This is a genomic window from Anabaena sp. UHCC 0451, from assembly GCF_034931405.1.
GTDB lineage: Bacteria > Cyanobacteriota > Cyanobacteriia > Cyanobacteriales > Nostocaceae > RDYJ01.
In genome coordinates, this window is sequence record NZ_JAYGHA010000008.1 from 112,036 (window position 1) to 119,011 (window position 6,976).

At 36.8% G+C, this 6,976-nt stretch carries 6 protein-coding genes; 1 reads left to right on the forward strand and 5 read right to left on the reverse strand.

All coding sequences use genetic code 11. The features are described from left to right. The coding region (locus tag VB694_RS07700; RefSeq protein ID WP_323359722.1) for a PleD family two-component system response regulator at positions 1 to 981 on the forward strand (981 nt) is incomplete at its 5' end. 140 nt (positions 982 to 1,121) lie between these two features. Here VB694_RS07700 and VB694_RS07705 read toward each other — a convergent pair. The 5 genes from VB694_RS07705 to VB694_RS07725 form a co-directional block, all read right to left on the reverse strand. Beyond that, positions 1,122 to 1,643, reverse strand: coding sequence for a hypothetical protein (locus VB694_RS07705; protein ID WP_323359723.1), 522 nt, complete (start codon positions 1,641 to 1,643; stop codon positions 1,122 to 1,124). Positions 1,644 to 1,693: 50 nt separating this feature from the next. Continuing rightward, positions 1,694 to 2,134 (reverse strand): hypothetical protein, encoded by a 441-nt coding sequence (locus VB694_RS07710; protein WP_323359724.1) that lies wholly within the window; start codon positions 2,132 to 2,134, stop codon positions 1,694 to 1,696. Positions 2,135 to 2,205: 71 nt separating this feature from the next. Next, positions 2,206 to 2,388, reverse strand: coding sequence for a CsbD family protein (locus VB694_RS07715; RefSeq protein ID WP_323359725.1), 183 nt, complete (start codon positions 2,386 to 2,388; stop codon positions 2,206 to 2,208). Between the two features lie 174 nt (positions 2,389 to 2,562). After that, entirely contained in the window at positions 2,563 to 2,916 is a 354-nt protein-coding gene (locus VB694_RS07720; RefSeq protein ID WP_323359726.1) for a hypothetical protein, read from the reverse strand. 526 nt (positions 2,917 to 3,442) lie between these two features. Then, complete coding sequence (locus VB694_RS07725; protein ID WP_323359771.1) at positions 3,443 to 6,649, reverse strand: glycoside hydrolase family 15 protein; 3,207 nt, start codon at positions 6,647 to 6,649, stop codon at positions 3,443 to 3,445. Positions 6,650 to 6,976 lie beyond the last annotated feature (327 nt).

Sequence of the window (6,976 nt, forward strand, 5' to 3'; positions counted from 1 at the left end):
ATCCCTATATTCAAAGTAGTTCACTGTAAATTGGTAATTACCCTCATGAAAGCTACGCTTGAAAAAAACCAATCTTTAGTTCTCATTGTTAATGATGAACCATTTAACCGGCAAGAAATGCGACTTGCACTAGAGGATGATGGGTATCAAGTAGCGGAAGCCAAAAATGGTGCAGAAGCAATAAATGTTTTTCGTCAATTGCGCCCTGATCTTGTACTTATTGATGCCTTGATGCCATATATGGATGGATTTGAGTGCTGTCATCAGTTGTTGTCTGTTGACTCTAACAAGCATACTCCAGTTTTTATGATTACAGTTCTTGAAGACCAACAATCAATTGACTATGCTTTTCAAGTAGGTGTGGAAGACTATTTGATCAAACCCATTCATTGGCCAATTTTACGACAACGGGTAAGACGATCAATTGAGCGATCTCAGCTACAGCAAAAACTTGCTGTTGATAATCAACAATTACAACAATTAGTGAATATTGATGCTTTAACTAAAGTAGCTAATCGCCGACGTTTTGATGAATATCTCTCCCTAGCATGGCAGTGTCAAATACGAGATCAACAGCCTATTTCTTTTATTCTCTGTGATGTTGATTTTTTCAAGTCTTACAACGACAGCTATGGTCATCTTTTAGGCGATCGCTGTCTTTATGAAATTGCTCAAGCCATGCAAAATGTTGTGCAACGTCCGGCTGATTTAGTTGCTCGTTATGGTGGGGATGAATTTGCTATAGTTTTAACTAATACAAATCAAGAAGGGGCTGCTTATCTGGCTGAAAAAATTTGCTTTGCTGTTCGTTCTTTGGCTATTCCCCATGAGAATTCACAAGTTAGTTCTCATGTTACTCTCAGTGTTGGGTTATCTACATTAATTCCTCAACCGAATTCTAGTTGTGAAGAAATAATTGCGGCGGCAGATTTAGTGATGTATCAAGCAAAGTTGTCTGGACGCGATCGCTTTCTAAATTGATAAATAATATTTTGATTTTAATAAAGGCATATAAACTGACTATTAATCAATATTTTTGTCAATAAAATTCATAAAAAAAAATCATAAAAAAGTGGGCATTGCCCACCTTCAATTATTATACATTATACATTATTCCTTTATTACTTCCGACTACCCAACCATTTAGCCGCAGCAATACCAATAATTCCGGCCACAATAGGATTACTAAGAAACTTGATAATTCCAGGTTGTTCCGCTAAAACATCACGAAAAACATCAGGATGATTATGATAAGTAAAAGATGCTAATTTACTCACATCATCAGCGGTCATGCGGTTAGGGTGATTAGTAGAAAGATTTAACTGTTGTTCTAATCTTTTTTCCTCCAGTCCTCGTTCTTTTAATTGTTTGAAAAATGCCCGCGCTACATCATCCCGTTCATTGGGTTTAATTTGAGCAATTGCCTTTTGTAATTCCGGCTCCATCTGACTAGGAGGAATACCTTCTGGAGGCAAAGATTGATTAAATAACTGTCGTCTTTGGTCTGTTGTTGTTCGTTGAGCAAAATCATCAAAATTTTGATATTCTGCGGTAGTATCTGTACTCAAATTATCCAAGGATTCGACATTTCCCTGAGCCAAATCCTGTAAAACTTGTTGTCTATATTTTTCACTACTGGTCATCTTTTCTTTCTCCTGTTGATGTCAAATTTAATTTTTAATTATCAATTAACCTAGCTGTACTTAACTTGATTAGTTTGAGCAACATAATCAGCCGTTAAAATTAGTTTTTTGTCAGGTGCATACAGCAAAATTTTCACATCTTGATTAGGAAAATTTTTTCTAAAGCCTTGTAGCAAAGCACTAGCTAAAGGTCGCACTTCATTAGGACTAACTTGAGGAGAAATCACCACACCTAATTTGTTATTATCTCGCACATAAGCATCTTGAACTAACCCCTTAGAAGTTTGCACAACCCACTTACCAAAATTCTGTCCTGCGGGAGTATTACCACGCTCTAATTCTGCATAGGTAACGTCCCTTCCTACTGCTGATGGGGTAGTTGTGCGGTCAGCTTGTGTAATTGTTCCTCCACCGCAAGCAGTAGTTAAAGTCAGGATTAACATCAAGGACAAAGCCATCAAAATCTTCCGACTTTGTTGAAACAGAACCATATTTAACCTCCCCATAAAAAACTTGTCAGTCGTAGTTGCTTTTTACCTTTAGTGCAACTACGAAGTTTTATCTAGTCAATCTTTTTTTTCACATTATCTTTTACATCTTCAACAGCATGATGTACTTCACTTTCTGCTTGCTTGGCTTTACCTTCAGCTTTGTCTTTGGGATCACCAGTAATATTTCCTACTGCTTCTTGTGCTTTACCTTCAACATTTTTAGCTGTGGCTTTTGCCCGTTCTTCTAAATTCATAGAGTTTTACCATTGATTTAAATACTACTCCAAACTAGCTTGAATATTGACTCACTACTTCTACCACAAGATACATAAGAGACATTAAGTATCTATTCACAAAGAAACATCCCATAAAAAAAACCCAGTTTATTTATAAAACCGGGTTGAAAAGATATGAGGATAATCAGACGATTAGTCTAGAAATCCCATCAAAATCTCAGAATCATCAACAGTATTTGATGCTATTGGACGATTACCAAATACTGAATAGTTTTCCGAAACTGCCAATGCACTAGAACCAATAGGACGAATGCCGGATAGGTTAATACTGTTCACAGTTTGGAATGTATTGGCACTAATTGGACGAATCCCCATTACATTGTAAGTCTCAACCACTTCTATACTGCTCGTACTAATGGGACGCAATCCAGCGATTGATATTGTTCCTGCAAATTGTAGGTCACTGCTACCAATAGGACGCTCTCCAGCAACTATGATTGTTCCCTGAGAATCCTGTTCTGTATTATCTTGGTTATTTTCTTCCACTTTTTATCTCCTTTGCATCTGAGGCGCTTTGTAAACTAACACCCATAGCTTGTTACGTGAATTTTACAATAATTAAGGAAAGGTTTATTTTTTCCTAATCCTAATATTATGTAGAGTGTAACTAGGACATACCACACATTTATGCAAGCATAAAATGTAAGCTTTTCAGCAATTTACGGTGCTTTTACGTAAAGTTTAGCTCGCTTTTCCAAAAGTATGTAAATACACTTTTCGATAAGTAAGTTTGTAAGCCTTGTCTTGCGGACACGTTACGTTAATGGCTTTACCATCTAGTATTATTGTAATGCAAATATAGCATTTCCTAGTCTAATGAAGTACAAAATTATCTGCGTTCATCTGCGTTCATCTGCGTTTAATTATTACAGCTTGTACATCATCTGAATGGGAATTGCTATATCATTTGTGAAAACATCAACAATTTGTATTAATTCTGCCGCTATGTCCGCCATGGTATGATCCCCGACTTCTCAGAAAAGTTGGGGATTTAGGGGTAATATTTTATTGGTTAAAAATCTCTCTCAAATTCTGTCAAGAACCTCAACGCTTTCAAAATATAAGTAGCGCAATCACTGGGGGAAGTGTTATAAAAATGTGGCCATGCTAAACCTTTATCTTCATCATAGCGATCGCTCCGTTGAGGATGATTTTCTAACCACGCTAACCGCACTGCGTGACCAATTAACACATCTAAAACTATATAATCTTGAATTTGCAAGTTAGGGTTATTAGCGGCTATTGCGGCTAATTCCATTAATGCTTCTACATTAACTTGGCGATATTCTGGCGCTTCAATTTTATTCAATAAATGCTCAATTTTTAGAGCAAAGTTTCTTTCACCTGCTGTCATTTCCGAAATCATCAACTCACTTTCTAAGCGATTACGTCTTTCTAATTTATCGCCAATTACTAAGCCTTTACAATGGTGCATTAATAACCAAACTTGTTTAAAAAAGTCTTTGGGAACACGATTTATTGCTCCTTCAGCTTGGCGAAATCTACGCCAATTTTCTGGTTCAACTTCAATTTCTTCATTAATTGTAGGTTGAACTACCCAAGCAATATCACTTTCTTTTTGCTTAATATGCAGTGATTCTTGTTGACGTAATAATCCTGTCACTCCACTATAGCTAGTTAATACTTTTTCTAAACGCATTTTCACTTCATAAGGCGAAAGCTGCATGACATGATCATAGGCTTCATCTTGAGTAACGCCCAATTCTTGAGCTAATTCGCTAGTAATTAAGAGGATTAAATAACCAACTCTTAGGGTTAACAATCCTTTAAATAATTCTGGTTCTGATTTGATCAACACACCTAAATAAATGAGAATTTCTTGAGTCAAAACGCGATCGCGTATATCCTCCCGACAGAAATTATTAATCTTCTCCGCAATTTCATGATGTGACTTTGGCACAACTATCAGCGAAGCTTCACTGTAAGCCCTACCTACAGCAATTTGTTTACCACGCACCAAAATACTTGTCACCGCATCCGATAAACCAATATCCACCATTTGGCGTAAAGCCGCAGCGCGACGCACCACCGCCCACAAGCCTGAATAACTGGCTTTGGTGTAAACTTCATCCAGTAAATCACCCACTGTCACTGGATGACTATTTTCACCATAACCAGTATCAAATTCTAACCCTTTTAGCCGGGTTAAAGTTTGCAACACTTCAATTTGTCCATAAATATTTTCTGAGGAATGTAAATAACTAAGTAAGGCATCTAAGTTAGTTTCACATTCAATTTGAAATTCTTGAATATGTCCCAACCGCCAATTTTTCTGAGGATGAAAAATCAGATAATAACAACGCATTCCCGCATTTTTTACAGGAGAACGAAATAATTCTGCTTCAGGAATAAAATCAATCCTTTGAATAGCAGCAGTCAGCATTAATTGATTTAATTTTCCTAATTTTACTTGCACACCACCACATACACCATCTTTGAGTTCTTGCATTAATTCTAATAATGCTGCCGAGCCAGTTTCTAGCATTGTGCGGGTGATCATAAAAGTCAAAGTTGGACGACCTAAATCACTCCAATATTTTTGAATATATGCTAATTCACCTCTGATTTGATCAAGTAAAAAATGGTAATCCAGAGTTAAATAAAATTGTTGTGAATCTAAAAATGAAGGTAAAAAGACGACTGTTTGATCTTGAATCCGGTAAATTCTGGATATAGTCAAACTCCTCAATCTACGTACTGGACGACCTGTTAAACCTAATTTATCATTCCGCCCAATTTGGGTATAAATCTGTGATAGTTCCCCTGCTTGTCTAACTTGAATTGGTTCTACTTGGTTGGGTGTTTGACTTTCAATTCCATGTACTTCTAATTGTGCTTGTAAGTCCTCATCTTCTGCTAACAAAGCAATTTGCACCATTGCTTCCCGATTTTTACCCACACGCAAATGTCTACCCAAAGGATCAATATCACCTACCGCAATTAACCCTTCACTCAACATTTTACCAAGCAAATATAAACTTTGCGCCCAAACCAAAGGAATATTTTCATTTGGTAATCTTGTTTGTGAGTGTGGTTCTAATTTTTCAGCTTCAATGTTTTCTTCTGGCACATAATACAGTTCTGGTAATAACTGTAAACCATCCCTTTCTACAAGTAATTCCTCTAAAAGTTCTTGGTATTTTTTAACTTGTTCTTGGTCTTGGCGGAAAATTCCATCAAGCATTAAATAAGTAAAAAATAACGGCCATTCACATTCAATATTCTCAAATTGTTTCAGTTCCCAAGGTTCATAATGTAAACGGTGTGAGTCTTCTAAAACAGTTTGGTGTCCATCTCTCAAAAAGCGTTTACAGCCATATTTACCTGCTAATTTATTAATAATTTCATTAAATGTGCGTTGCTGCAACTGCACATCTTCCACTGCAAAAGCAGGATAACCAATAATACTCAACAATGCTGCATCGACTTCTTTAGATGCAGACTCTCTTGGTAATAAAGATTCTAAAGTAATTCTTGCTCTGGCAATTTCATCTGGTAAAACATGAATTACCGATGCTTGAGAACCATGTACACCAAATAAATTCAGCCCGTTCATTGCTTCTAGTGCGGCTTTGGCCATTCCTAGAGAACTAGCGTTTAATTCGGCACTACCATGATTAATTTTATTACCTCTTTCCCAAATACCAAAATCTGGCGTGCGATAAGCCCTACCAATGTAATAAACCAAATTTTGGACAAAGTTCACCTCATCCAACGTAAAAACAATCGACAAACCTGCGGCTGTCATTTGTGCCAACATCAGCAAATATATAGATGTGGCATCTACTTGTAAATGTCCCCATTCATCATCCCCAACCACAACATCACCAGTAGCGGTATTATATTTGGCGTGTAGTCCATCTAGTAAAGATTGTGTGTGTTTGAATTTTTCGACCTTATGCGCCTGTCGCATCATCGCAAACAACAAGCCACGCATAAGTTTAACAACGCTATATTCAAGTTCGTAAGTACGCCCCTGATCATTATCTATTTTCCGGTATGCCAGTGCTAAACCCCAAACTGCCAAAATGCTATAAACGTTGTCTCTTACCCAAGCGTCAGTATAATCACCATGAGCGGTAATTGCGGTACTCGCAGGTAATAAACCAGTAATGGGATTTTGCCGAGCGAGAATAATTGTCTTGATTTGTTGGTAGTAAGAATCTAAGCTATTTGGCAGTGCTGTCGGTGTTTTCATCATGTTGCTTGAAAAGTGCTGGGGGAAATTTAGGGTCAGGTAAATGTCTCTGCTCAAGTAGGAAATTAACTGGTAGATTTTGAGGAAATTACATAAGATGATTGGTGTAAGTAAGTCGGCTTGAAAAAACCGAGGTATGTTACAAAATGTAAAATCCCTCAAAGTTTCTTCCCTCTTCCATGAGTGCCTCTTACCTCTTGCCTTGCCTCAACGATAAATTTCAACGCCTACCTACTTATTTTAATATATTGTTTGCAGGTAACTAGCAAGTGATTTCAGTAATTATATTTAATTATATAGGACTCATATTTGAATTTTGAAAAAATC

Coding starts and splice junctions, on each gene's coding strand:
- VB694_RS07705 (WP_323359723.1), bottom strand. CDS start 1,643: ATGACCAGTAGTGAAAAATATAGACAACAAGTTTTACAGGATTTGGCT.
- VB694_RS07710 (WP_323359724.1), bottom strand. CDS start 2,134: ATGGTTCTGTTTCAACAAAGTCGGAAGATTTTGATGGCTTTGTCCTTG.
- VB694_RS07715 (WP_323359725.1), bottom strand. CDS start 2,388: ATGAATTTAGAAGAACGGGCAAAAGCCACAGCTAAAAATGTTGAAGGT.
- VB694_RS07725 (WP_323359771.1), bottom strand. CDS start 6,649: ATGAAAACACCGACAGCACTGCCAAATAGCTTAGATTCTTACTACCAA.